Annotated in this window: 20 protein-coding genes and 2 pseudogenes; 16 read left to right on the forward strand and 6 right to left on the reverse strand. The window is 45.7% G+C overall.

All coding sequences use genetic code 11. The annotated features are described in order from the left end of the window. From QTN95_RS16670 to QTN95_RS16695, 6 genes and pseudogenes are all read left to right on the forward strand, one after another. Positions 1-134, forward strand: a pseudogene (locus QTN95_RS16670) (IS630 family transposase); the annotation flags it as partial. A 134-nt stretch (positions 135-268) separates the two neighbouring features. Further along, positions 269-676, forward strand: coding sequence for a hypothetical protein (locus QTN95_RS16675; RefSeq protein ID WP_331418246.1), 408 nt, complete (start codon positions 269-271; stop codon positions 674-676). Between the two features lie 208 nt (positions 677-884). Further along, entirely contained in the window at positions 885-1319 is a 435-nt protein-coding gene (locus QTN95_RS16680) for a hypothetical protein (protein WP_331418247.1), read from the forward strand. A gap of 190 nt (positions 1320-1509) precedes the next feature. Beyond that, positions 1510-2097: a TetR/AcrR family transcriptional regulator gene (locus QTN95_RS16685; RefSeq protein WP_138971131.1), complete on the forward strand. Its 588-nt coding sequence runs from the start codon at positions 1510-1512 to the stop codon at positions 2095-2097. Positions 2098-2198: 101 nt separating this feature from the next. Continuing rightward, on the forward strand, positions 2199-3062 hold the full coding sequence (locus tag QTN95_RS16690; RefSeq protein ID WP_331418248.1) for an alpha/beta hydrolase: 864 nt from the start codon (positions 2199-2201) through the stop codon (positions 3060-3062). Between the two features lie 146 nt (positions 3063-3208). Further along, a complete protein-coding gene (locus QTN95_RS16695) occupies positions 3209-4597 on the forward strand; it encodes an SLC13 family permease (RefSeq protein ID WP_331418249.1) in 1389 nt (462 codons plus the stop codon). A 96-nt stretch (positions 4598-4693) separates the two neighbouring features. On the opposite strand, the gene QTN95_RS16700 is transcribed toward QTN95_RS16695, so the two are convergent. The 3 genes from QTN95_RS16700 to QTN95_RS16710 all read right to left on the reverse strand — a co-directional run bounded on the left by QTN95_RS16700 (position 4694) and on the right by QTN95_RS16710 (position 8799). Further along, entirely contained in the window at positions 4694-5797 is a 1104-nt protein-coding gene (locus QTN95_RS16700; protein WP_331418250.1) for a GGDEF domain-containing protein, read from the reverse strand. Between the two features lie 165 nt (positions 5798-5962). After that, positions 5963-7438: a Na+/H+ antiporter NhaC family protein gene (locus QTN95_RS16705; protein WP_331418251.1), complete on the reverse strand. Its 1476-nt coding sequence runs from the start codon at positions 7436-7438 to the stop codon at positions 5963-5965. A 17-nt stretch (positions 7439-7455) separates the two neighbouring features. Then, complete coding sequence (locus QTN95_RS16710; protein ID WP_331418252.1) at positions 7456-8799, reverse strand: glutamine synthetase family protein; 1344 nt, start codon at positions 8797-8799, stop codon at positions 7456-7458. A 344-nt stretch (positions 8800-9143) separates the two neighbouring features. Here QTN95_RS16710 and QTN95_RS16715 point away from each other — a divergent pair, with 344 nt between their 5' ends. The 8 genes from QTN95_RS16715 to gabT all read left to right on the forward strand — a co-directional run bounded on the left by QTN95_RS16715 (position 9144) and on the right by gabT (position 18058). Beyond that, complete coding sequence (locus QTN95_RS16715; RefSeq protein WP_331418253.1) at positions 9144-9890, forward strand: gamma-glutamyl-gamma-aminobutyrate hydrolase family protein; 747 nt, start codon at positions 9144-9146, stop codon at positions 9888-9890. Positions 9891-9906: 16 nt separating this feature from the next. Beyond that, positions 9907-10464 (forward strand): HTH-type transcriptional regulator PuuR, encoded by a 558-nt coding sequence (gene puuR, locus QTN95_RS16720; RefSeq protein ID WP_138971139.1) that lies wholly within the window; start codon positions 9907-9909, stop codon positions 10462-10464. Between the two features lie 37 nt (positions 10465-10501). Further along, positions 10502-11986 carry an aldehyde dehydrogenase gene (locus QTN95_RS16725; protein WP_269375246.1) on the forward strand — a complete coding sequence of 495 codons (1485 nt, stop codon included), beginning with the start codon at positions 10502-10504 and terminating at the stop codon, positions 11984-11986. 31 nt (positions 11987-12017) lie between these two features. Continuing rightward, complete coding sequence (locus QTN95_RS16730) at positions 12018-13295, forward strand: NAD(P)/FAD-dependent oxidoreductase (protein ID WP_269375245.1); 1278 nt, start codon at positions 12018-12020, stop codon at positions 13293-13295. 24 nt (positions 13296-13319) lie between these two features. Continuing rightward, the gene (aguB, locus tag QTN95_RS16735; RefSeq protein WP_138971142.1) at positions 13320-14186 is read left to right on the forward strand and encodes an N-carbamoylputrescine amidase; all 867 of its coding nucleotides are present in this window, start codon (positions 13320-13322) and stop codon (positions 14184-14186) included. An 11-nt stretch (positions 14187-14197) separates the two neighbouring features. Beyond that, positions 14198-15280 (forward strand): agmatine deiminase, encoded by a 1083-nt coding sequence (aguA, locus tag QTN95_RS16740; RefSeq protein WP_138971143.1) that lies wholly within the window; start codon positions 14198-14200, stop codon positions 15278-15280. Positions 15281-15343: 63 nt separating this feature from the next. Continuing rightward, entirely contained in the window at positions 15344-16771 is a 1428-nt protein-coding gene (locus tag QTN95_RS16745; RefSeq protein WP_331418254.1) for an NAD-dependent succinate-semialdehyde dehydrogenase, read from the forward strand. Positions 16772-16786: 15 nt separating this feature from the next. Then, complete coding sequence (gabT, locus tag QTN95_RS16750; RefSeq protein ID WP_331418255.1) at positions 16787-18058, forward strand: 4-aminobutyrate--2-oxoglutarate transaminase; 1272 nt, start codon at positions 16787-16789, stop codon at positions 18056-18058. A gap of 30 nt (positions 18059-18088) precedes the next feature. Here the strand turns inward: gabT and QTN95_RS16755 are convergent. Beyond that, positions 18089-18367, reverse strand: a pseudogene (locus tag QTN95_RS16755) (sterol desaturase family protein); the annotation flags it as partial. Positions 18368-18387: 20 nt separating this feature from the next. On the opposite strand from QTN95_RS16755, the gene QTN95_RS16760 reads away from it, so the two are divergent. Next, positions 18388-18936 carry an AraC family transcriptional regulator gene (locus tag QTN95_RS16760; RefSeq protein ID WP_331418259.1) on the forward strand — a complete coding sequence of 183 codons (549 nt, stop codon included), beginning with the start codon at positions 18388-18390 and terminating at the stop codon, positions 18934-18936. Between the two features lie 73 nt (positions 18937-19009). On the opposite strand, the gene speB is transcribed toward QTN95_RS16760, so the two are convergent. After that, the gene (gene speB / locus QTN95_RS16765; RefSeq protein ID WP_331418256.1) at positions 19010-19936 is read right to left on the reverse strand and encodes an agmatinase; all 927 of its coding nucleotides are present in this window, start codon (positions 19934-19936) and stop codon (positions 19010-19012) included. After that, positions 19937-21904, reverse strand: a complete 1968-nt coding sequence (gene speA, locus QTN95_RS16770) for an arginine decarboxylase (RefSeq protein ID WP_331418257.1) — start codon at positions 21902-21904, stop codon at positions 19937-19939. Positions 21905-22133: 229 nt separating this feature from the next. Between speA and QTN95_RS16775 the strand changes: the two genes are divergently transcribed. Further along, the gene (locus tag QTN95_RS16775) at positions 22134-22655 is read left to right on the forward strand and encodes a DUF2058 domain-containing protein (RefSeq protein ID WP_138971152.1); all 522 of its coding nucleotides are present in this window, start codon (positions 22134-22136) and stop codon (positions 22653-22655) included. Positions 22656-22839 lie beyond the last annotated feature (184 nt).

Raw genomic sequence — 22839 nt, forward strand, 5'->3', positions numbered from 1 at the left:
TACATGAAACAGTAACTCGGAATCATCAATGCAAAGCAATGTGGCAACTATTAAAACGGGTTCGAAACTTTATGGATAACATTTCATCGTTTCCCAGCGGTGGTCATGGAGTACAAAAAGTGAAGCATAATTAGGATCAGCTATTTAGCTGTAGCCTCTATTCCTGTTACATTTTTGGCTGGAACTATCATAATTGTCGGATCTAGTTTTGCTGTTTGGACTATAGATAAAACTACTGATTTTCAAAATAAAATTGTAGAGGGTGCTATTGAGAGTTTTAATTAGCGTATTTTTGATAGCTATCATAGCTGTGTTGGGATATGTGGCATATTTATCTGTAACCCCTTTATTTGTTTCGATTGAACAAATAGAGAGTGTTCCCTTTTCTTATGTGCCATTCCCATTTATGGCATTGTTTGGTTTTTTTGTTCTCGTGAGCGCTATAGTTTTTATTTTGCTTCCATTGCAATTGATTCGAGGGGAAAGGAAAGGGTCTATTCGATGGTTCTATATTCCAATGTTTATTGGTGCATTAATAGGAACTGGTGTTAACTATGCTAATTTCTATCTAGTGATAAAACCCAATAATATGGTTGAGTGCCCTGAAAAGGCAGGGTACAAGAAGAATTTAATGCGTGATTATGTTTCTGATCTTTCCTTGTGCGAGAAGTTTTAGAGCCAAAGACGAAGGATTTTCTGAAGCGTGTATGCGAGCAGGTGTGAAAAACTCGGCGTCAGTTGGGCTTAATGTACTCATAGGGGAAGGTATTGGCTTTCTGGGCACTAGATTTGTACCAACGACGTATGGAATATCTAGTGTTTGATTTTTATGATGATGCTGCTGAGTTTGTGAGTTCAACAGTAGACTTTCTTTAGAGATTACAATGATGAATGGTTACCCTGCATGGATTTGGTTTACCTTTGGCATGGTCGGTTTGTCCTCTGGGGTTGTAATGATTATATCGGGGATAGGTAACTTAATTACTTTACCCATAACACTTTACCTTCTTAGGAAAAGAAGAGATTACCTCATAGATAAGCTTGATACTTATGCACCTAAAAAAATACAGGGATGGGCGCATTTTCCATCGTTTGCATGGATCCGCTCTAGTCAGGTTGCATTTAGCTGGTATCACCGTCATTCAAAAGATGAAATTCAATACTGGCGCAGTGGTATAAAAAAAGAGCTCGGGAGCATTTATTGGCTATATCGGCTAAATGCAGAGTGCTTGAGATTCGGTTTTTTGAGTGCTTTTTTTATGGGAATTGTTATGGGGATAGAATATCAATTTGGGATATTTGGTATCTTTTTCGATTAACGGAATTTGTTTAACCGATCGCCTTTATTATCCAAGACTGTTTTCTAACGCTTTTACCCTTCGTACTCGCTGGAAATAGTTCCAATGAAACTACCCTCTACACGACATTAATTTTCACTTAATCCTTTTCGAGCATTGCAAAAAAGTACGAGTGTGCTAAAAATAGTACTAATAGCAATGAGAGAGCGGTATGAGTAAAGGCAGAATTACCCGAGAGAATATCTTAAGCAAGGCATTTGAACTGGCGAGTGAGAATGGTCTTGAGAGTCTCACCATTGGGGAGCTAGCAAAGCAATGCGGGATGTCGAAAAGTGGCTTGTTTGCCCACTTTAACTCCAAAGATAATCTGCAAATAGCGGTGTTGGAGCATGCCAATTTGATTTTTACTCAGCGTGTTATTGCACCTGCTCGGGAGAGGACGTCGATCAGCATCGAGGATAAACTAACTCAGTTACTCGACAACTGGCTAGGTTGGAATCACTCTTTTCAGGGTAGCTGTATGTTTCTTGATGCATGGAAAGAAACGGGTAGCGAAGCGTCACCCACTCAACAGGTGCTAAAAAAGACCATTGCAACATGGATTGAATACTTAACGATTCAGGTAGCAAAAGGGGTAGAAAATGGTGAGTTTCGCCACGATTTAGACCCAAAGCAAGCAATCTATGAGCTGTATGGTTTGTATTTAAGTGCGCACCTTTTTTACTCCATACGCGGTGAGCAGGCAAGTCAACAACACTTCTGGCTGGGCGTTCAGCGTCTGATGGCGGACTGGAAGTAAAACTAAGCTAAGTGGATGACTACTTAGCTTATTATTTAACTTAAAATAGCACGGTCGTTCGCTTTTGGGGTGTAAGAGACTGGCATAACAAGGACTACAAGATGAGTGAGAAGATTTACTTTAATACCGCTAAAAAGTTTAGTGTTAAGAAAAGCTTAGTAAACTTAACCACACGCCTTCATCATACTCTGGCACCTACACACGCAAAGAGAACTGCGCGTAACCTTTTACTCACCCCTGCTCGAGCTAAGCCTAAAAATGAGTTACCAAGTGGATTGGTTACTGGTGAAGTGGCATCGAAGGAAGGGTTACTGAAAACTTACCAACTGGGTAGTGGCCCAGTTTGGGTGATGACGCACGGTTGGTCTGGTAGTGCTAATCAGTTTTTCCCGCTGATGGAGCACATCGCAAGTCAGGGCTACACCGCTTTGGCTTATGACCATCCAGGGCATGGCCGCAGTGAAGGTGCTTATGGTCATATCCCAGCCTTTGTTCTTGGTTTAGAGTCCATTCTGGATAGTGTTGATGATGTTGCAGGGCTAGTGGCACATAGTATGGGGACGGTTTCTGCGCTTGAATGCCATCATCAAAAGTTAGTGGATAAACCACTGCTGCTTATCGCTCCTTTGCTCGATTATCTGGATAACTTGTTTGGCAGTATTGCGCGTTCTGGCTACTCGATGCGCCTATTTGATGCGGTGGTTAACGAGGTGGAAGAGCAATATCGCTATCCTCTCAAGTCGATTGATCCATACAGTAAACTTAAATCTCGCTCAGCACAGACTATTATTGTTCATGATGAAAAGGACAAGTTTGCCAAGTATTCTGAGTCGGTTAAAGCCGCGCAAGAAATGGCGAATGTCAGCTTGGTCACAACACAGGATCAAGGACATGGACGAGTGATGAAGTGCCAACAAGTGATGGATAGTTTTGATAAATTGGTGTCAAAACAGACGTTTTTATGATGGGAAAATGTCCAATCTATTCATGTTGTTAACAAATATTTCCATGTTGTTGATATGGTTAACAGATTTGCAATGAAAAATATTTCCGAAGCAGGTTGTGTGGGATCATTTGCTATGCCACATGGCCCTCATAAGGAAATATAATAATGAATAGAAATGATAGTGTCCCTTTGCCCACCAATACCAGAGAATGGTTGTTTAACCGCAACAGTATGATTGTCTTAGCCGATATCGCACTGTTTGCGGCTCTATACTTTACCTTACCATTTGATCCTAAAGTGGTATTGGGTATCTGTATGTTAATTTTTGTCGCCATTCTTTGGCTGACAGAAGCCCTACATGTCACTGTAACGGCCATACTCGTCCCGATCATGGCCGTGTTATTTGGTGTTTTTGATACCCAAACGGCTCTAAATAACTTTGCTAACTCCATCATTTTTCTGTTTCTTGGTGGCTTTGCTCTTGCTGCCGCTATGCACCGACAGGGGTTAGATAAGGTTATCGCTGATAAGGTACTTGTTTTAGCCAAAGGCAAAATGAGCGTTGCAGTGTTTATGCTATTTGGTGTAACGGCGGCGCTTTCAATGTGGATCAGTAACACAGCAACGACGGCGATGATGCTGCCTCTTGTGCTTGGTGTCTTGAGCAAGGTGAACTCAGAAAGCGGCCATAAGACTTACGTATTTGTGTTGCTTGGCATCGCGTACAGCGCAAGTATTGGTGGTATCGCGACCATCGTTGGTAGTCCACCGAATGCAATTGCTGCGGCTGAAGTAGGTCTAACATTCACAGATTGGATGCGCTTTGGTATTCCAACGACCTTGATCTTACTGCCTATCTCTATCGCGGTACTGTTTGCGGTTCTAAAACCAAACTTGAGTGGTCAGTTTGAGTTGAACAACGAGCCAGTCAACTGGGATAAAGGCAAAATCGTTACTTTAAGCATCTTTGCCGCGACCGTCTGCTTGTGGATTTTCAGTAAGCCTATCAATGCCATGCTGGGTGGCTACGCGAAGTTTGATACTGTCGTTGCACTAGCTGCGATTGTTGCCGTTAACTTTGCACGTGTGGTGCACTGGAAAGACATTGAAAAAACCGCTGACTGGGGCGTATTACTGCTGTTTGGTGGTGGTATCTGTCTAAGTAATGTTCTTAAAGCGACAGGTACGAGTGTTTTCCTTGCTAATGGTTTGAGCGAGCTGATTGCTCACCTAGGCGTGTTCTTTATTATCGCTGTGATTGCCGTGTTTGTGGTGTTCTTGACGGAGTTCGCGAGTAACACAGCCAGCGCAGCATTGCTGATCCCTGTCTTTGCCAGCGTGGCGGAAGCGTTCGGTATGTCACCTGTGGTTCTGTCGGTATTGATTGCCGTAGCCGCTTCTTGTGCCTTTATGTTGCCAGTGGCAACGCCACCTAACGCGATCGTGTTTGGTTCAGGTCATATCAAGCAGAGCGAGATGATGCGTGTTGGACTTATTCTCAACTTCGCCTGTATCGCTGCGTTAACCTTTATCGCGATGACTTTCTGGGCTTAACCAGTCCGTTAAGATTAAAAACCTGCTGTACGGCAGGTTTTTTTATATTTCATTCCTACCGAATCGTGAGCAACAGTCGGCAGGGGCGATATGCAGTTACTTTTTAAGTGCTACGCATTTTAGCGGTTGTTCATTTTTGTTGGGCGATTTGCGAGTCTTATTGAGGTACATATCTTTATCTGCTCGTGCCAAAGTATCCTGGCAGCAGAGGTAATTTTTCGGACCTGACTGTGCTACACCAACGCTAAGCGATATATCTCCTCGCAGAGAGGCAAGGCTTTCCATCATGCGTGGAATATAGTTCTCGACGGCGGACTCTTTAGTGCAACTCGGCATGACAACAACGAACTCATCGCCACCAACTCTAAAGCAGAGGTCAACATTGCGAGAAGCGCCTCTGAGGCAATCAGAGACAACAATCAACACGCTGTCACCTTCTTCATGACCAAACTGGTCATTGAAGTGTTTAAAGTTGTCGACATCGATATAGACGATGGCGACGGGATCGTTTTGTTGTTGTGCTTCTGAAAACAACTTACTGGTAAACTCTTCAAAAGCGCGCTTGTTATAGAGATTGGTCAGTGGATCTAAACGTGCCATCTTTTCAAGGCTTCGCGTTCTTTCTTGAACAATAGACTCGAGCTCATTGACGTACTGAAAGGATTTGTTCTTCTCAATCTCGATTTCGTTCATCATGCTTTTTATGTAAGTATCAAATACATAAGAAACATCAAAGTCAATCAATCGGTCGAGAATGTCACTCAGCATCTGAGCATAATTAGGATCATCCAAATGATTATGAATCGTAGAGATCAGCTTCGCTTTGAGGTAGTTCACCGAAGAGAGATACATTTTCGGGTCTACACCGATGCGTTTGTGGACTAGACCGATACGAAGTCGATGTTCGACATAATCCAAATTGATATCTTTACTGAACAGATCGGTAATGTATTGCCTTAGTGCAGACATTAAGCGCTGTAATGTACCGGCATCACCAATTAACGTTTCGACATCAGGGCTGCGAGTTTGATGGGTATAGAAGTCATCAACAATGGCATCTAAATGACGAGAGATGACCCCTTTCATCGTCCTTAATTCGTTGATGTCACTCGTCGTAAGCCTAAAAAGATGCAGTCTTTGTGTTAACTCGGTTTCTGATATTTTTTGTTGTTCAACGAGGGATTTGTCTGTGATTCTCATCTTAACTACCCGTAATACACCTAGCCATGAACTTATATTATAAAACAGCATGCATATTTTGCCTGAATTTGTTTGTTGCGAGATGTTATGGGGTATTTATGATGCTCTTAACGTTAAAAGCCCCGCTATCGTAAGCGGGGCTGATTGCATCGGTGAAACGAGTGGTTAGCCGATGAATAGGAAGAACAGGAATGTAGCGACAATACCAATCAATGCATACGGGAACTGCGTGGTAGCATGTTGCATCGAAGTACATCCAGAACCTTGAGCAGAGAGTACAGTTGAATCACTGAAGAAACAGGAGTGGCTGCCTGCCGCTGAGGCAGAGAGTAGTGCTGCAACAGTTAGGTGTAGAGGCACGCCAAGTTGTTCACCTAGCGGAAGAACAATCGGCATTGCTACAGCAAACGTACCCCAAGATGATGCAGTCGCAAACACAAGGCCCCCAGTGATCATAAAGATGATGGCAGGGAAGTAGGATGCAGATAAGTAAGGGCTAACCGTCTCGATAACATACTGAGTCACACCCAGTGAATCGTTGACGTTTTTGAGCATGAAGCCACCAATAACGGTTGCTAGAGGTAACAGCATGACCTTGATACCGTCGTAAATTGCCTCAAACATGTCGTTCATTGAGATCAGTCGTTGTACCCCATAGAAACAAACCGTAAAGATGATTGCAACGAAGACGCCTGCTAATAGATCGATACCGTAGTACCAACTTGCCGCAACAAGCACGACCATTGGAAGTAGGAAGTTGATAAGACCCATAGTTGGACTGGTGTGTGCTGAAATATCTGAACCAAAATCGATGTCAGCAGCGCCGTCTGGGCGAACTTGTCCGTTTTTAGCACGTTGCTCGGCTTTTTTCATCGCACCAAGATCTGGGATCTTTTCGAGTGCAACCAGCAGAACAATCGCTAGCGTCACCCAACCGTATGCCATGTATGGGATGGCTTCAATGTAGGTCTTGATACCTTCGCCAGATTCGGCCACATTGTTTGCTTCCAGAAGTGAGCTAAAGAATATTGCCCACGTAGAAATCGGTACCAAAATACAAATTGGTGCTGCGGTTGAGTCAACCAGATAAGAGAGCTTTTCACGTGAAATCTGGTAGCCATCCGTCACCTTCTTCATTGAGGATGAGATTGCAATGGCGTTCAAGTAGTCGTCAATGAAGATCACGATACCCAGTACGAATGTCATCAGCATCGACTGGCGACGGCTCTTCACTTTGGTCACCAGCATATCTGAGAAACTGAGTATGCTGCCGCCTTTTTCAAGGATAGCGATCAGACCGCCCATCAAGCCACAGACCAGAATGATCCAAGCGATGGTTTCATCCATCATAACCGTCATTGAGATATCAACTATCTGCTCAACTGCTTGTGCCGGATTTAGCAGTAAAACCCCAGCAATCGCACCGCTAAATAGCGCTTCTACTGTACGGTGAGTCGTGAGAGCAAAGACGAGTACTAACGCTGTTGGGAGCAGGCTCATCCAGCCATAAGCTTGACCTTCTTCATGGCTAAGGCCAATAGAAGTAAAGAAGATAAAGGTCGCTATCACCAGTAAGGTGACCACAATATGTTGGGTATTGATTTTAAATGGTGCATCCAGCACCTTTGTTTGAGTCGTCATAGCTTGTCAGTCCTTTGTTAAGCTGAGTGCAACATCCAATCGATTTCTAGGGGAGTAACGGCTCGCTCAAATTCCGCGAGTTCACTCCGTTTACAGGCTAGGAATAAATCGATGAATTCTCTCGAGATGTATTGAGCCAACTCGCTGTGTTCCAATTGATCCAGAGCTTCAGACATTCGCACAGGTAAGTCAACAGCATTATCACTAAGAGAAGGAGGGCATTGTTCTTTGGTATAGTTTTCGCTGGCCAGCACCGCGGAGAGCACGACAGCTGCGAGAATGTATGGGTTCACATCTGCGCCTGCAATACGGTGCTCAATACGACGGTTCTTGCTGTCGCTAATTGGTACGCGTAATGCGACACCACGGTGGTTTACTCCCCAGTCAGCTTGGGTAGGCACATAAGCACCAGGCACAAAGCGACGGAAAGAGTTGATATTAGGGCAGATTAACGCCATTGAATCGGATGTTTGCGCTAGCATTGCCGCGATAGTCTGATAAAACAGCGGGCTCTCACTTCCATCAGCTAAGCTAAAGTGGTTGTTACCTTCTTCGTCGACAAGGCTGATGTGGATATGCATGCCATTACCAGCTTGCTCTGCAAAAGGTTTGGCCATAAAAGTGGCATCAAAACCATGTTGGTTGGCAACCTGACGGATGACGCGTTTTGCGATGATGATTTCATCACAAACTCGCAACACATCTTTTGAATGGTTGAAGTTGATTTCAAATTGCCCTGGTGCAGATTCAGATAAAGCACCCGATGTGTTCAGCCCTTGCTCTTGAGCCACTTTACTTAGATCGGACAGGAAGTCTGCATAATCATCAAGACCACCCAGGTCATAAACTTCAGTATCTTTTTCACGGACGTGTTTGGTCGGGTTAATGGCGGTTTGCAATTCCCCATTCTCACCGCGCTTCTTATCAATTAGGTAGAACTCAAGTTCTAGAGCAATGCAGGGATAAAGGTTTTTTCGGTGCAGTTTTTCGACCATGTCGCCAACAATATTGCGAATAAATAGAGAGTTTGGGTTTACTCCCGTTTCATCCATCATGCTCAACAGCAATTGACCCACTTGAGGTTTTGCCGTTGGCATGAGTGTATCGGCGATAGGGAAGCACATATTGTCTGGTTCGCCCAAATCTTCGCCAAGCCCAGCAGACTCCACTACATTTCCTTTGGTATCCAAGGTAATGGTAGATAAAGGGAGAGCGACCCCTTTATGTAGTTTGTCGAGTCCACTCACTGGGATGCGTTTACCACGTGGAGTGGCGTTTATGTCAGTGAAGATCAGGTCGACAAACTCTATTTCTGGCCATTGCTGTCTAAAATTTTTAACTTCCTGTAAATACGATTCCATTTTTAGTTCTCCAAGTAGCCTGACGAGCGGCGAGCTAAAAATAATTGATTTAACAATTAAGTTACATCATTTAGACCAAAGTCTAAGTAATGACAATTATTTTCTTTATATACAATGATTTAACTTCGTTTGCATGAAAGCGGAGAGTTCATTGTTGGTTTGTTTTGTTAACTATTTTGTAACAGGTGATGGTGTTTTGCTCAATATATTGAGCAGAAAATGGCTCTTTTTTGACCAAAAAGGAGGGGTTAGTCACGATTTGGTCAGAATATCGAACATTGCTGTTGATAATTTTGTACATGATTTGTAATGTGAATGTTAAATAAATTGAACACGGAAGCATCATGGCTAAAACAAGCAAACCCGTCATTGGTGTCGTCAGCTGCGCGAAAGAGCTAGGTGGTTACAAGATTCAGTCAGTTAATGACTTTTATCTTCGTGCAGTAAAGGATTTTGGCGGTCTACCTCTGATTTTGGCTCCGGACTTACCAGAAGAAGACATGCAAACCCTTCTCGAATTGTGTGATGGATTTTTGTTTCCGGGAAGTCATTCGAACGTTGCTCCGCATCGCTATAACGCAACGCATGAAGAAGCAAACAAAGATGAGAAGCGCGATGAGCTGGCATTCTCTCTTATTCGACACGCAGTTGATAAAGACATTCCTTGTTTGGGGATCTGTCGAGGGTTCCAAGAGATGAATGTGGCGCTAGGTGGTTCGTTGAATCCAGCCGTTCACGACTCTGGTTTTAGTGACCATAGAGAGAAACCGGTTGAAGATTTTGAACAAAAATATGCACCAGCCCATGCTGTGCTCGTTCAGAAAGAGAGCTTGTTTGAGCAGTGGTTAACGGAAAACCAGTGGCAGAACACCAGTTTGTTCGAAGTAAACACCCTACATAATCAAGGGGTCGACCAACTCGCACCACAGTTACAAATAGAGGCTAAGGCCCCTGACGGTCTAATCGAAGCCTTTAGCCTGCCAGGCCAAAAATTTTTCGTTGGCGTGCAGTGGCACCCAGAATGGCAAGCAAAAACCAATCATTTCTCTCAAATTTTATTCAAAGAATTTATGATGGCTGCCTCTGTATAAATCAGGAGCAGAATGAATGGACAATCAAGAGATTGGTAAAAATATTGTTCAGTTAAGAAAACAAAATGGATTGTCACAACGCGAACTCGCTGAGCGAGCGGGCATTACACACAGTGCGATTTCTTCAATTGAGAATGGCAAAGTCAGTCCGTCAGTGAGTTCGTTACAGAAAATAGTTAATGTTTTTTCTTTATCACTTTCTGAGTTTTTCATTGTTGAAAATGATCAAAGTGATGAAACGAAGGTTGTCGTGACACAGGATGAGCTGGTTGAAATGGGCAGCGAATCGGTTTCGATGAAACTTGTCACCAACGGCAGCAAAGATCAGGTAATCGGATTCCTGATTGAAGAATATGCTCCGCACGGTACCACGGGTGCGCGAGAAATCAGACACGAAGGTGAAGAGATAGGTACGGTCCTTGAGGGGGAAATTACTCTTGAGTACCGAGGAAAGTCTTATCTTATCAAGCAGGGCGAATCGTACGTTATTGATACGATGAAACCGCATAAGTTTACTAATCACACAGACAAGGCTTGTCGAATGATAAGCGCGCATACGCCGACCACATTCTAAGTGGGCCTTGCCTTGTTGTGATAAACAAGGAGGGCGTATGAAAACCCAAGAGCAATGGATTGAACTCAAAAACAATCTCGTCATTGAGAGCCGAGCTTACCTGAATGGCGAGTATTGTGAAGCGCAAAGTGGTCAAACGTTAGGCGTATTCAATCCAGCAACGGATGAAAAACTGACTGATATCGCTCGTTGTCAAAGTGAAGATGTCGATCTTGCGGTTAAGTATGCCCGAGATGCTTTTAAAGCTGGCGATTGGAGCAACAGTGCTCCTGCCAAGCGTAAGGCAGTTCTGTATAAATTTGCCGATCTCATCGAGCAGCATTGTGAGCAATTAGCCCTGCTTGAAACCTTAGACACCGGCAAACCTATTTCTCATAGTGTATCAACGGACGTACCTGGCGCAGCCAATTCATTGCGCTGGTATGCAGAAGCAATTGATAAAGTTTATGGGGAAGTCGCACCAACAGAAAAAAATGTTCATGCCTTTATTTCTCATCAACCTATAGGCGTTGTTGCCGCAGTCGTTCCTTGGAACTTCCCTTTGTGGATTGCGTGCTGGAAACTTGGACCCGCGCTTGCGGCGGGCAACAGTGTCATCCTTAAACCGTCTGAAAAATCATCTCTAACGGCTATCTACTTAGGTCAACTTGCCGAGCAGGCAGGTCTACCAAAAGGTGTTTTCCAAGTCGTCACCGGTTTTGGACATGAAGCTGGTGACGCTTTGGCTAAACATCATGATGTTGATTGCATCGCGTTTACTGGTTCAACCCGAATCGCGGGTCAGCTAATGATCAGTTCAGGTGAAACAAACCTGAAGCGAGTATTCGCTGAAGCGGGTGGTAAGAACGCCAACATCGTCTTTGAAGATTGTGACGATTTAGACCGCGCAGCAGCTGAAACTGCGGCGGGATGTTTCTATAACCAAGGTGAAGTATGTGTCGCTGCGACGCGTCTGTTGGTGCATGAGAGCATTAAGGATCGCTTTGTCGATAAAGTGATTTCAGCGGCACAGGCATTTATGCCTAAAGATCCTCTAGACACCTCCTCATCAATGGGGGCACTGATTGACAAGGAGCACAAAGCCAAGGTGCTTGAGTACATCCTTCTTGGTCAGTCTGAAGGCGCGACGCTTCGCTGTGGTGGCGACGTTCAGGGTCAAGGCGCTTTCGTCGAACCAACCATTCTTGACAACGTCGATAACAAAATGAAAGTGGCTCAGGAAGAGATCTTTGGTCCGGTATTGTGCGTGATTCCATTTAAGGATGAAGCGCAAGCTATCGAGATTGCCAATGACTCACAATATGGCCTTGGTGCAGCACTTTGGAGTAGCAACATCAACCGTGTTCACCGTGTAGCGAAACAGCTACAGGCGGGCTCTGTCTGGGTCAATAACTACAACGAAGGGGACATGACTGTCCCGTTTGGTGGATTCAAGATGAGTGGTAATGGCCGCGACAAATCGCTGCATGCCATCGAGAAATTCACTGAAACTAAGACGACTTGGATTCGTCTACACCCTTAAGCCTGCTGAAGATTAATAAAGGAATATCTCTATGAACAAGCATACGGATTCGTTCTACGCCCATTCTGTACCCAATATGCCTGACTACCCGCAACTGCAAGACCACATTGAGTGTGATGTTTGTGTCGTAGGTGCAGGATTCTCAGGACTCTCTTCTGCCCTGCACTTGGCCGAAAAAGGTTTCAAAGTGGTGGTGCTGGAGAGCGCAAAAGTCGGTTTTGGAGCAACGGGTCGTAACGGTGGACAAATCGTCAATAGCTACAGCCGAGATGTTGATGTACTAGAAAGCCGTTACGACCACACTCAAGCAAAAGCGCTTTGTGAAATGATTTTTGAAGGTGGCGATATCATTCGTGGCCTGATTGATAAATACAATATTGATTGTGACCATAAACAGGGTGGGCTGTTTACCTCGCTAAATAAAAAGCAGCTTAAAGGGCTGGAAGAGCATAAGAAAAACTGGGAACGCTATGGCAATGATCAGCTTACTTTGCTTGATGCTAACGAAATTGAGCAAGCGGTCGGTACCAAAGTCTACTCTGGTGGTCTGCTTGATATGCGTGGCGGACATATTCATCCACTTAAACTTGCGTTGGGTGAAGCGGCAGCATTCGTCTCTCTTGGTGGGCAAATCTTTGAACAGTCGGCAGTAACTGCGATTGAAAAAGGCGCTAATCCAGTTGCTAAAACAGCGCATGGTAGCGTGAAAGCCAAATACTTAGTGCTCGCTGGCAATGCTTACTTAGGTGGGCTAGCGCCGAACATCAGTAATAAAGCGATTCCATGTGGTACTCAGGTTGTGGCAACAGAGCCATTGTCTGAAGAGTTACTTAAACAGATCTTGCCAACCGATTATTGCGTGGAAGATTGTAACTACCTACTGGACTACTTCCGTCTCAGTGCGGATAAACGCCTGCTGTTTGGTGGTGGTGTGGTATACGGTGCGCGCGATCCAGAAAATATCGAAGCCATTATTAGACCTAAGATGGAAACCGTCTTTCCTCAGCTTAAGGGCATCAAAATTGACTACAGATGGACAGGGAACTTCTTGTTGACCTATTCACGTATGCCTCAGTTTGGCGCGTTTGCTGACAACATCTACTACCTGCAAGGCTACAGCGGCCATGGGGTTACTTGTACCCATTTGGCTGGCAAGCTACTAGCAGAAGCATTAACAGGACATGCAGAGCGTTTTGACGCATTTGCTGCCCTTAGACACTACGCTTTCCCAGGTGGTCGTCACTTCCAGATCCCGTTTACGGCTATGGGGGCGGCGTACTACAACCTGAGAGATAAATTGGCGATTTAGGAACAAAAAGATAAGGAATATCCAATGAGTAAAGTCGTGAAGTTTGCCGCTCTACAGCTAACCATCAGCTGGGATCTGGAAGATAACCTCAACAAAGCTAAAGCCGCGATCCGTGAAGCTGCGGCGAATGGCGCAAATGTGATTTTGCCTCAAGAGCTTTTTGCAGCGCCTTATTTCTGCAAAAAGCAGGAAGCGAAGTACTTTGAGTTGGCCCAAGAGACCGCTCACTGTCATCTGATTAAAGAGATGAGCGAATTGGCCAAAGAACTTGGTGTGGTGATTCCAGTTAGCTACTTTGAGAAAGCAGGCAACACTTTCTTTAACTCGCTGGTAATGATCGATGCAGATGGAACCGTACTGGACAATTACCGTAAGTCTCATATTCCTGATGGCCCAGGTTACAGCGAGAAGTACTACTTCAGCCCTGGCGATACCGGATTTAAGGTTTGGCAGACTAAGTTTGGTAAGTTTGGTGCGGGTATTTGCTGGGATCAATGGTTTCCAGAGCTTGCGCGCAGTTTGGCTCTTCATGGCGCGGAAGCGATTTTTTATCCAACGGCGATTGGCTCTGAGCCTCAGGATCCAACACTGGATTCACGAGATCATTGGCAACGCACAATGCAGGGGCATTCTGCCGCGAATCTCGTCCCAGTGATTGCTTCCAACCGAGTAGGAACGGAAGTCGATGATGGCATTGAGACGACCTTCTACGGCTCTTCGTTCATTACTGACCACACTGGAGGCAAGCTTGCGGAAGCACCGCGCGAAGGTGAGGCAATCATTTACGCTGAGATCGATTTGGAGCAGACCGCGAAAGCTCGTCACTCTTGGGGCTTGTTCCGTGACCGTCGCCCAGATCTCTACGCTAGTGTAGGCAAGCTTGCAGTATAGGAGGCATTGGAATGCAGTTATTTTCAACGCCTGCACAAGATGGCTTCTATTTTCCGGCTGAGTTTCAGCCGGTTAGCCAAGTTTGGCTAGCATGGCCAGAAAGACGTGACAACTGGCGTGATGACGCCTTACCCGCTCAGCTAACTTTTGCTCGTATCGCCAATGCGATTTCTGAAGTGACGAAAGTCTGTGTTGCGGTAAGTAGCAAACAGTTTGATCACGCTCGTGACTTACTTCAGCCTGAAATTCGGTTAGTTGAAATCCCATTCAACGATGCTTGGATGCGTGATATTGGCCCGACAGTCTTGGTAAACGAGAGTGGTGAACGTCGTGGTATTAGCTGGCAGTTTAATGCTTGGGGCGGTGAGTACAACGGTTTATATGACAACTGGCAACAAGACGATCTCGTCGCCAGTTCGGTGTGTGACATAATCGGCATCGATCACTACCGTGCGCCATTTGTCCTTGAAGGCGGTTCGATTCATACCGATGGTGAGGGCACCTTGTATACCACTGAAGAGTGTTTACTTAGTCCTGGTCGTAACCCTTTGCTGACCAAGCAGCAGATCGAGCAGCAACTCAAGGAGTACCTCAGCATAGAGAAAGTGATTTGGCTTCCTAACGGCTTATTTAATGATGAGACGGATGGCCATGTTGATAATCTTATGCACGTTATTGCTCCCGCTAAAGTGGTGCTGAGTTGGACGGATGACCCAAGTGATCCTCAATATCATCTATCGCGCGAAGCGGAACGGGTGCTCAAATCACAGACCGATGCGCAAGGTCGTGAGATTGAAATTGTGCGTTTACCTTTGCCTGGCCCACTGCATTACAGTGAGAATGAAGCGCAAGGTATTGAGGTAAGCGAAGGAATGAGCCGAGAAGCAGGGGAACGCTTAAGTGCGTCTTATGCAAACTTTCTTATCGTAAATGGCTATGTATTTTTGCCTCTCCTTGATGATAGAACCGATGCTGAGGCGATCTCTGTGCTACAGAGCGCAATGCCGGATCATCAAATCATTGGGATACCGACAAGAGAAGTGCTGTTAGGAGGTGGGAACATCCACTGTATAACGCAGCAGATCCCAGCATAAATAAATCGTAAGCCACGTTAGAACTGATTGCGTGGCGAACACTAGCTTTCAAAAGGAATCACCATGCAACAAATTATTAATCAAAGTCTTCTTTCGTTTATGGTGCCGAGTGAAGAGCAAGGCATTGCCGTGACCAACCCTGCAACCGGAGAACGACTTGGCTTTGCTCCTGTTTCGTCTCAGCAATCCATTTTAGATGGCATTGAACGTTCAAGTGTTGCGCAGAAAGAGTGGGCGGCGAGGTCTGCGAAAGCACGCGGTGCTTTGTTATTGCGCTGGCATCAATTGCTATTGGAAAATAAACAAGACCTCGGCCGTTTAATGACGTTAGAGCAAGGCAAACCACTTACAGAGGCAGAAGGTGAAGTGGCTTATGGCGCGAGCTTTATTGAGTGGTTTGCTGAGGAAGCAAAACGCACATACGGTGAAACGATTCCTGCGCCAAGTGGCGACAAGCGTTTGCTAACCATCAAACAACCGATTGGTGTGGCTTGTGCGATTACCCCGTGGAACTTCCCGATTGCGATGATTACCCGTAAGGCTGGCCCAGCATTGGCTGCGGGCTGTAGCTTTGTGGTTAAGCCATCAGAGTCTACGCCGCTATCGGCGTTTGCGGTGGTTGAGCTAGCGTATCAGGCGGGTATCCCACGTGATGTACTTCAGGTGGTGCTTGGTGAAGATTCACGTCAGGTTGGTGCTATTTTTACCTCTCATCCTCTGATTCGTAAGCTGTCTTTCACAGGCTCTACTAAAGTGGGCAGCATTCTAATGCAGCAAAGTGCGCACGACATTAAACGCACGTCGATGGAACTGGGTGGCAACGCGCCGTTTATCGTTTTTGATGACGCGGATATCGATGCGGCGGTAGCAGGTGCAATGGCGTCTAAGTTCCGTAACGCTGGCCAGACTTGTGTTTGTGCCAACCGCTTCTATGTTCACAGCACGGTTTATGACGAGTTTGTTGCCAAGTTTGACGCTGCTGTTCAAAACCTCAAAGTCGGTAATGGTCTTGAACAGGGCGTCACCATTGGTCCTGTGATTAGCGAATCTGCTAAGCAGGGAATTCAAAGCTTGATTGATGGTGCGATTGAACAAGGTGCGCAGCCTGTCAGTGAGTTGAAGCAACTTGATGGACTCTTTATTCAGCCAGTGATTCTGAAAAATGTTACCCATGACATGAAGATCGTTTCGGAAGAGATCTTTGGCCCAGTCGCTCCCGTGATTGCTTTTGACAATGATGAGCAACTGATTGAGATGGCCAATGACACCATCTATGGATTGGCTTCTTATTTTTACAGCCAGAATATTCACCGCGTGTGGAAAATTGCTGAAGCGTTGCAGTACGGCATGGTTGGAATTAACGAAGGTATTATCTCTACGGAAGTGGCACCGTTTGGCGGCGTCAAACAGTCAGGCATTGGCCGTGAAGGGGCTAAGCAGGGTATCGATGAATACATGGACGTGAAATATCTCTGCTTTGGCGGCAACTAATTTAAGGAAAAATTAATGAACAACCAACAACTACATCAAAGAAGAAGTCAGGTCATTGCTCAGGGTATGGGCGCTATGTACCCACTCTATGTTGAGAAAGCCGATAATGCCCACGTGTGGGATATTGAAGGCAATAAATACATCGACTTCGCGGCGGGAATCGCTGTAACCAACACAGGTCACGCTAACAAGCGTATCAGTGAAGCGGTAAAAGCTCAGATTGACAAGTTCTCCCATACTTGTGCCATGGTCACCCCGTATGCCTCGTTTGTTGAACTGGCAGAGAAGCTGACAGAGCTTGCTCCGGGCCCATCGGCTAAAAAAGCGATTTTCCTCACCACGGGTGCGGAAGCGGTAGAGAACGCAGTAAAAATCGCACGAGCTCATACCGGTCGTAGTGGTGTGATTGCATTTAAAGGGGGGTTCCACGGTCGTACTAACATGACCATGGGACTGACGGGTAAAGTGGCGCCATACAAGGCGGGTTTTGGGCCGTTCCCAAATGAGATTTTCCATGCGCCATATCCGAATGCTTTCCACGGCATTAGCGTCCAGCAGAGTCTACAAGCGATAGAAGATCTGTTTGCTTGTGATATCGAACCATCACGCGTTGCTGCGATCATTTTCGAACCAGTGCAAGGTGAAGGTGGTTTCTACAAGGCACCGAAAGAGTTCGCTCAAGGGCTGCGTCAAGTGTGTGATAAGCATGGCATCATGTTGATTGCCGATGAGATCCAAACCGGCTTTGCGCGTACCGGCAAAATGTTTGCCACTGAGTATCTCGACATTGAGCCTGACATGATGACGATGGCGAAAGGAATCGCGGGTGGTTACCCAATCTCAGCCGTTGTCGGTAAGAGTGATGTTATGGACTCGGCACTACCGGGTGGTTTAGGTGGCACCTACGCGGGTTCGCCTCTTGGCTGTGCCGCTGGTCTGGAAGTGCTCAAAATTATCGAAGAGCTCGATTTATGCGCTAAAGCCCAAGGTATTGGTGAAGTGGTTAATGCTCGTATGATGAAACTGCAACAGTCTGTCCCTGCGATTGGCGAAGTGCGTACCTACGGTGCGATGATGGCCATCGAATTTACTGATCCTCAAACAGGTCAGCCTCTTCAGGATATGACCAAAGCGGTGATCAGCAAGGCACAGGAAAATGGTTTAATTCTGTTGTCATGTGGTGTTAAAGCCAACGTTATTCGTCTGCTACCACCATTGACAATTGAGCCAGAAGTTCTTGAAGAAGGCTTGGATAAACTCGAGAAGATCATTCTCGAAATCGCATAAAATAGAAGACCCGCAATCGCGGGTCTTTTTTTAATCATCAGGTGGAGAGAGCACTAACTTTAGGCGCTGTCTAAGTGATAGCCCCCGATGACTGACCTCTTTCAACATCTCTTGCCACGATTTAAAGGTGACTACTAAAGGGTTAAAGCTCTCGACGGGTTTTGTTAATCCGTCGCGTACAGTCTCGACTTCTGGTTCAAAGGTGGCGAACAGTTTGTCCCAGATAATCAAGACGCCAGCATAGTTTTTATCTATGTATTGAGGATTAAGACCGTGGTGAACACGATGATGACTAGGGGAACCCAAAACAGCCACATACCCGCGATGCGATCAATACGGGCTTTAAATATCTTGACCTTAATGGGCCGGTATTTTCGGTGACGGTTGAAGTGGAAAAAGAGATTGCCGCCATTCGGCTTGAAAATGTCCTTGATGTCGCAGACATGCTGCCATTTTGTAGTGAGTACTTCCTTAGCTCTATAGCCTTTCTGTTCTTGGGGCTAACGGGACGCGAGCTTAATGTGACAGCGATTCACCTCCCTTACGCTGCTCCTGAATATCACCGCCAGTATCAGCAGCGCTTTGCTTGTCAGGTGAAGTTCAATCAGGATGAGTTAGTACTGCGGTTTGATGCCGAGCGGCTTGCGGTTCAGTTCGGATGTTCTGAGAGAACGTTGAGGCGGCAATTGGAACAGTGCTGCACGAGTTATCAGCAGCTTTTGAATGAAGTGCGTGCCGATCTGGCTAAAGAGTATTTGGTTGGGACGCGTTTAACGGTAGAAGAGATTGCGTTTCGCCTTGGCTACAGTGATAGTGCTAATTTTCGTCGAGCATTTAAACGCTGGACAGGAACAACTCCCCAACACTTCAGAGCATAAATCTAGCGGCACAGATAGAACAAATGCCAGCAAAAATGCTGGCATTTGGTCGATAAATGGATGAGCTTTAAGATTATTCGCTTTCGCGATTAGAAGCCCATACGTACATCAGTTCAAGAGCAATGGTTGCTCCTGCAAGCGCTGTAAGGTCACTCTGGTCATAAGGTGGAGAGACTTCCACTACGTCCATGCCAACAACGTTGATGCCAGCTAAACCACGTAGAATCTTCAACACTTTATCTGAGTTCAGACCGCCACAAACGGGTGTTCCTGTACCTGGAGCGAAGGCTGGATCGAGACAGTCGATATCAAACGTTACATATACTGGCTTGTCACCAATGATGTCACGAACACGTGCTACGATCTCCTCTGCGCTCAGATCGTTCGCTTCCATCGCATTGATAACGTTGAAGCCGTGACCATCTTGTTTGTATTCAGTACGGATACCGATCTGAACCGAATGCTTCGGTGAAATCAGCCCTTCGTTTGGCGCATGATAGAACATGGTGCCGTGATCATAGCTGCTGCCGTTAGCATAAGTATCGGTATGTGCGTCAAAGTGGATCAGAGCCATCTCTCCGTGATGTTTCGCGTAAGCGCGTAAAATCGGCAAAGTGATGAAGTGATCGCCACCCAAAGCTAACATGGTCTTGCCGCTTTTTAGGATTTCACTGGTTGCCGCTTCTAAACGGTAAGTGAAGTCTTCAGCATCGCCACAATCAAACACTAAGTCGCCCGCATCGATAACTTTCGCACGGTCGAAGACGTTGAAGTTCCATGGGAACTTTTTGCCTTCCCAAGCCAGATTGACTGACGCGCGACGAATCGCATCCGGCCCCATACGTGCACCTGGTCTACCTGATGTCGCCATATCTAGCGGCACACCGAATACCACCAAATCGGCGTCGGCTGAAACAGGGTTGCGCAGGTACGGCTTGCGCATAAAACTCATCGAGTTTGAGTAGAGTGAATAATCAGTCTTAGTGAACAAATCATTCATTTAAAAATCCTCTAAATAGGTGTAACCCGCTAGGCCACCTTCTAATTCTTCTAGAACGGTTTTCTGCTCGCTCGCTTCTACGCGCTCGGCAACCAGTTCACGATAGTGGTGACGAATCTTATCGACGTCGATATGAACGTAACGCATCATGTCCTCAACGGTATCACCCACGTCTATACGCTCAATGACCGTGTTGCCCGTGTCGTCAACCGTGACAACCGCGCTGTGAGTATCACCAAATAGGTTGTGCATATCACCAAGGATCTCTTGGTACGCGCCAACGAGGAAAAAGCCCATTAAGTATGGTTTGTCTTTGTTCCAAGCGGGCACTGGCAAGGTAGTTTCGATGCCTTGACCTTCAACGTACTGTTCAATTGCACCATCTGAGTCACAGGTGATGTCCAACATGACCGCGCGACGGTCTTCCACATTTTCCAAACCTGATAGAGGCAGAATAGGGAAGACTTGATCGATACCCCAAGCATCCGGTAGAGACTGGAACAGCGAGAAGTTGACAAAGAACTTATCCGCTAGTCGTTCGTTCAGCTCGTCCAGAATTGGGCGATGGAAGCGGTTTTTATTGCTCATTTGGCGGCTTAGTTCGAAGTAAATTCGAAGCGAAAGCTGCTCTGCCCATGCACGTTGCTGAAGATTCAGTACACCAGTCGCAAACTGAGAATGCACTTCTGCTAAGTCACTTTGAGTATCGTTATAGATCTCGATCAGAGCTCGTGCATCGCTGCCATCTTGGAGGTTTTCCCAGCTACGCCACATATTTTGTAGCAAAGTTGGGTCTTCTGCATCGGGTGCAACCACATGCTCTGGATGATACGCTTCCGTACCAATAACGTTCGTGATCAATACCGCATGATGAGCAGTTAAAGAACGACCTGACTCTGAAATAATAACAGGAACTGGCTGTTCATACTGCTGACATACGTCGCCCACAGTGCTCACGATGTTGCGAGCATACTCGATCAGACCGTAGTTCATCGAGTTTGACGATTGGCTGCGAGTGCCATCGTAATCAATCGCTAGACCACCACCAATGTCGAAGTATTTGATGCTAGCCCCCATAGCACGCAGTTCGCAGTAAAAGCGAGCAGACTCATTAACGCCATTGCGGATATCGCGAATGTTAGCCATTTGCGAGCCAAGGTGGAAGTGTACCAGTTGCATTGCATCTAGCTGATCTTCCTGTTTTAGGCGTTCGATAACGGTCAATACTTGAGAAGCGGCTAAGCCGAACTTCGATTTTTCGCCACCGCTTGATTGCCATTTGCCCGCTCCTTGTGAAGCGAGTCGGATGCGGAGACCTAGGCGCGGTTTAACGCCTAAACTTTCAGCTTCTTTTAGTACCAAATCAAGCTCAGAAAGCTTCTCTAGTACGATAAATACTTTGTGACCCAGTTTCTCGCCGATCAGGGCAAGGCGGATGTACTCTCTGTCTTTGTAACCGTTACATACGATCACTGAGCTGGCTTTTTGCGCCAGTGCGAGTACAGCGAGCAATTCAGGCTTACTGCCAGCTTCAAGACCAAGTTGTTTTGTTTCCAACTGAGCCTGACTTTCCAGGATTTCGTCAACAACTTCTTTTTGCTGGTTAACCTTAATTGGATAAACCAACAAATAGTTATTTTGGTATTGGTTTTCTTCAATCGCTTGGTTGAACGCTTGGCAAATACCATGCACGCGTTGGTGCAAAATCTGTGGGAATCGAACTAGTACTGGCAGGTTGAGTTGCTTTTGCTCTAGCTGCGAAACGATGTTACTCAATGGAATTTGGTGCGCGTTATCGCTGCGAGGTGATACATACACCTCACCCTGATTGTCGATACCATAGAAGCCTTGGCTCCAGTAGTGAACATTGTAATCAGCGCGAACACGGTCAAGTTTGGAAATGTTTTCCACATCAAATCTCACAAAGACAGAGATAAAAAAACATGATTCAGAATGGCCTGAAATCATACCTGATACGGGGCTGGATAGGGTTAAAAGCCGTCGTGTCGAGCGCATTAACGGATAAATATTAGCTTGAGTCTAACAAAACAATTTTGTCGCCACGATTGGATATGAACTCTGTGAGTTATATTAGAGCCTTTATCTGGACTTAGTGAAATTCAATCACAAGACTAACCTTTATTTGGCTAGGTTGAACCGCTAAAATGGGCACAAATTGAATAGTGTTGGATGAAACATGGCAAAATTAACACTCCAAGAGCAAATGCTAAAAGCGGGCTTGGTGAACGAGAAAAAGCTTAAAAAAGCGAAGAAAGGTTCTAAAAAATCGCGTGTTCAAGCACGTGAAGTCAAAGCTGCGGTTGAAGAGAATAAACGTCAGCAACAAGAACGTGATAAAGCGCTGAGCAATGAACAGAAAGAGCAACGCTTGAGCAAAGAAATTCAGGCGCAAATTAAACAGCTGATCGAGATGAATAAAATCGATCTTAAAGACGGTGACATCAAGTACAACTTTACCGATGGCACGTTAGTAAAATCTGTTTATGTTGAGTCTTTAGTTCGTGATCAACTGGCAAAAGGGATCTTGTCTATTGCGCGTAGTGAAGAGTCTTACGTTGTGATTCCTAGCAGTGTCGCCAAGAAAATTGCATTGCGTGATGAGAGTGCGATCATTGAGCAGAATGCGCCAGCTGAAGACCTTCCAGCAGAAGATGATCCATACGCTGATTTTGTCGTGCCAGATGATTTGATGTGGTAGAGCAAAATACCGACAAATAAAAAACCAGCCACTAGGGCTAATGCCGATCAGTTAAGAGATAAATGATCGGTTGAACGATCCTGCAGATAGCTTATAAAGGCTCTAAGTTTCTATAACTTTGAGCCTTTTATTTTGCAATTAACTACAGCCCTAACACTCGCCAATCGTTATGCCCCCAATACTG

It is taken from the genome of Vibrio sp. M260112 (genome assembly GCF_036533775.1).
Taxonomy (GTDB): domain Bacteria; phylum Pseudomonadota; class Gammaproteobacteria; order Enterobacterales; family Vibrionaceae; genus Vibrio.

Excerpts from the sequence above, each read along its gene's own strand:
- QTN95_RS16680 (WP_331418247.1), top strand. The coding sequence starts at position 885 with ATGATGAATGGTTACCCTGCATGGATTTGGTTTACCTTTGGCATGGTC.
- QTN95_RS16685 (WP_138971131.1), top strand. The coding sequence starts at position 1,510 with ATGAGTAAAGGCAGAATTACCCGAGAGAATATCTTAAGCAAGGCATTT.
- QTN95_RS16690 (WP_331418248.1), top strand. The coding sequence starts at position 2,199 with ATGAGTGAGAAGATTTACTTTAATACCGCTAAAAAGTTTAGTGTTAAG.
- QTN95_RS16695 (WP_331418249.1), top strand. The coding sequence starts at position 3,209 with ATGAATAGAAATGATAGTGTCCCTTTGCCCACCAATACCAGAGAATGG.
- QTN95_RS16700 (WP_331418250.1), bottom strand. The coding sequence starts at position 5,797 with ATGAGAATCACAGACAAATCCCTCGTTGAACAACAAAAAATATCAGAA.
- QTN95_RS16705 (WP_331418251.1), bottom strand. The coding sequence starts at position 7,438 with ATGACGACTCAAACAAAGGTGCTGGATGCACCATTTAAAATCAATACC.
- QTN95_RS16710 (WP_331418252.1), bottom strand. The coding sequence starts at position 8,799 with ATGGAATCGTATTTACAGGAAGTTAAAAATTTTAGACAGCAATGGCCA.
- QTN95_RS16715 (WP_331418253.1), top strand. The coding sequence starts at position 9,144 with ATGGCTAAAACAAGCAAACCCGTCATTGGTGTCGTCAGCTGCGCGAAA.
- puuR (WP_138971139.1), top strand. The coding sequence starts at position 9,907 with ATGGACAATCAAGAGATTGGTAAAAATATTGTTCAGTTAAGAAAACAA.
- QTN95_RS16725 (WP_269375246.1), top strand. The coding sequence starts at position 10,502 with ATGAAAACCCAAGAGCAATGGATTGAACTCAAAAACAATCTCGTCATT.
- QTN95_RS16730 (WP_269375245.1), top strand. The coding sequence starts at position 12,018 with ATGAACAAGCATACGGATTCGTTCTACGCCCATTCTGTACCCAATATG.
- aguB (WP_138971142.1), top strand. The coding sequence starts at position 13,320 with ATGAGTAAAGTCGTGAAGTTTGCCGCTCTACAGCTAACCATCAGCTGG.
- aguA (WP_138971143.1), top strand. The coding sequence starts at position 14,198 with ATGCAGTTATTTTCAACGCCTGCACAAGATGGCTTCTATTTTCCGGCT.
- QTN95_RS16745 (WP_331418254.1), top strand. The coding sequence starts at position 15,344 with ATGCAACAAATTATTAATCAAAGTCTTCTTTCGTTTATGGTGCCGAGT.
- gabT (WP_331418255.1), top strand. The coding sequence starts at position 16,787 with ATGAACAACCAACAACTACATCAAAGAAGAAGTCAGGTCATTGCTCAG.
- speB (WP_331418256.1), bottom strand. The coding sequence starts at position 19,936 with ATGAATGATTTGTTCACTAAGACTGATTATTCACTCTACTCAAACTCG.
- speA (WP_331418257.1), bottom strand. The coding sequence starts at position 21,904 with ATGATTTCAGGCCATTCTGAATCATGTTTTTTTATCTCTGTCTTTGTG.
- QTN95_RS16775 (WP_138971152.1), top strand. The coding sequence starts at position 22,134 with ATGGCAAAATTAACACTCCAAGAGCAAATGCTAAAAGCGGGCTTGGTG.